The sequence below is a fragment of the Streptacidiphilus sp. MAP12-16 genome (genome assembly GCF_041262165.1).
In the GTDB taxonomy this organism is placed as follows: Bacteria; Actinomycetota; Actinomycetes; order Streptomycetales; family Streptomycetaceae; genus Streptacidiphilus.
Window position 1 is genome coordinate 1 of sequence record NZ_JBGCBY010000072.1, and the last position, 2,742, is coordinate 2,742.

1 protein-coding gene is annotated in these 2,742 nt (G+C 68.5%); it reads left to right on the forward strand.

The annotated features are described in order from the left end of the window. On the forward strand, positions 1-2,742 hold a 2,742-nt coding region (locus tag ABIA33_RS37970; RefSeq protein WP_370088796.1), incomplete at both ends, for a beta-ketoacyl synthase N-terminal-like domain-containing protein.

The window sequence follows — 2,742 nt, forward strand, 5'->3', positions numbered from 1 at the left end:
CCGTTGACGGGTGTGGTGCATACGGCGGGTGTGCTGGATGACGGCGTGGTCTCTTCGCTCACCCCGGAGCGGATCGACGCCGTGCTGCGGCCGAAAGTGGACGCGGCGCTGAACCTGCACGAGCTGACCGCGGACCTCGACCTGTCCGCGTTCGTGCTCTTCTCCTCCGCCGCAGGCGCTCTGAGTAGCCCTGGTCAGGGCAACTACGCTGCGGCGAATGTGTTCCTGGATGCGCTGGCGCAGCAGCGCCGCGCGCAGGGCCTGGCCGCCACCTCGCTCGCCTGGGGCCCGTGGGCCGACAGCAGCGGCATGGTCGGCAGCCTGGACACGGTCGATCTCCAGCGGATGAACCGTGGCGGCGTCCAGGGGCTGTCCTCGGCGGAGGGCCTGAGCCTCTTCGACGCCGCCGGCGTTGCTGGAGATGCGGCGCTGGTGCCGATGCGGCTCGATCTGGTCGCCCTGCGGGCCCAGGCCGCCGCTGGGCTGCTGCCTGCGCTGCTGCGCGGACTGGTTCGTGTTCCGGCTCGCCGTGTCGCGCGTTCCGGTGGTGCCGGCGGTTCTGAGCTCGTGGGACAGCTGCTCGCGTTGCCGAGTGGTGAGCGTGAGCGGGTGCTGCTGGAGTTGGTGTGTGCTCGGGTGGCAGAGGTGTTGGGGTACACGGACGCGGGTGCCGTGGGGTCGAGTCGGGCCTTCAAGGAGCTCGGATTCGACTCGCTGACCGCCGTTGAGCTGCGCAACGTGCTGAACGCAGTGACGGGGCTGCGGCTTCCGGCGACGCTGGTCTTCGACTATCCGAGTCCCGTGGCACTGGCAGCGTTCCTGCTCTCCGAACTACTCGGAAGCGACGCGGACGCCGTCGTCGCGAGCACGGTGGCGACGGTCGGTACCTCGGACGACGAACCCATTGCGATCGTGGGGATGAGCTGCCGGTACCCGGGTGGGGTGGAGTCTCCGGAGGACCTGTGGCAGCTGGTCGCCGGGGGCAGCGACGCCATCTCCGGGTTCCCGACGGGTCGTGGTTGGGATCTTGAGGGTCTGTACCACCCGGATCCGGATCATCAGGGTACGACGTACACCCGTGAGGGCGGGTTCCTGCACGACGCGGGCCTCTTCGAACCCGAGTTCTTCGGGATTTCGCCGCGTGAGGCGTTGGCGATGGATCCGCAGCAGCGGTTGCTGTTGGAGACCTCGTGGGAGGCGTTCGAGCGGGCGGGTATCGACCCGGCCACGGTACGGGGCAGCCGGACCGGGGTGTTCGCGGGCGTCATGTACCACGACTACGCCACAGGTATCGGTGAGCTGCCGGACGGCGTCGAGGGCTACCTGGGCACGGGTGTCTCGGGAAGCATCGCCTCGGGTCGCGTCGCCTACACCTTCGGTCTTGAGGGTCCGGCGGTGACGGTGGACACGGCGTGCTCGTCCTCGTTGGTGGCGTTGCACTGGGCGATCCAGGCGTTGCGGCAGGGCGAGTGCACCATGGCCCTGGCCGGCGGCGTCACGGTGATGGCCACCCCCGAGACCTTCGTCGACTTCAGCCGCCAGCGTGGCCTCTCAACTGATGGGCGTTGCAAGGCGTTCTCGTCGTCGGCGGATGGTACTGGGTGGGGTGAGGGTGTCGGGATGCTGCTGGTGGAGCGGCTGTCGGATGCTCGCCGCAATGGGCATCCGGTGTTGGCGGTGGTGCGTGGCAGTGCGGTGAACCAGGATGGTGCGAGTAATGGTTTGACGGCGCCGAATGGTCCGTCGCAGCAGCGGGTGATTCGGCAGGCGCTGGCCAATGCCCGCCTGTCGGCGGATCAGGTCGACGCGGTCGAGGCGCACGGCACGGGTACGACGCTGGGTGATCCGATCGAGGCGCAGGCTCTGCTGGCGACGTACGGCCAGGACCGTGACGAGGCGTCGCCGCTTTGGCTCGGGTCGTTGAAGTCGAACATCGGTCACACGCAGGCCGCCGCGGGTGTTGCCGGGATCATCAAGATGGTGATGGCGATGCGGCACGGGGTGCTGCCGCGGACGCTGCACGTGGATGAGCCGTCGGCGCAGGTGGACTGGGCCTCGGGCGCGGTGGAGCTGCTGACCGAGGCGCGGCCGTGGCCCGAGACCGGACGCCCGCGCCGGGCTGCGGTGTCCTCCTTCGGGATCAGCGGCACCAACGCCCACACCATCCTGGAGTACGTCTCTGCTCCTGGTGAGGTAGCGCTTCCGGTGGCCGGACCGGACGAGGGGAGTGTTGTTCCTCTTGTGTTGTCGGCGCAGAGTGCTTCGGGTTTGCGTGGGCAGGCGGGTCGGTTGTTGTCGTTTGTTGAGGGGCGGCCTGAGGTGGGGCTGCTTGATGTGGGGTATTCGCTGGCTTTGACGCGGGCGGGTTTCGGGCATCGGGCGGTGGTGGTCGCGGGTGGTCGCGAGGCGGCTGTGCGGGGTCTGGGGGCGTTGGCTTCGGGTGAGTCGGCGGCGGGTGTGGTGCAGGGGGTGGTGGGTTCTGCGGGGAAGGTGGTGTTTGTCTTCCCGGGTCAGGGTTCGCAGTGGGCGTTGATGGGTGTGGAGTTGTGGGAGTGTTCGCCGGTGTTCCGGGCGAACATTCAGGAGTGTGGGGCGGCGTTGGCGCCGTTTGTGGACTGGTCGTTGGAGGACGTCCTGTTGGGGCGGACTGGTGAGGGTTGGCTTGACCGGGTTGATGTGGTTCAGCCGGTGTTGTGGGCGGTGATGGTGTCGTTGGCGGAGGTGTGGCGGTCGGCTGGTGTG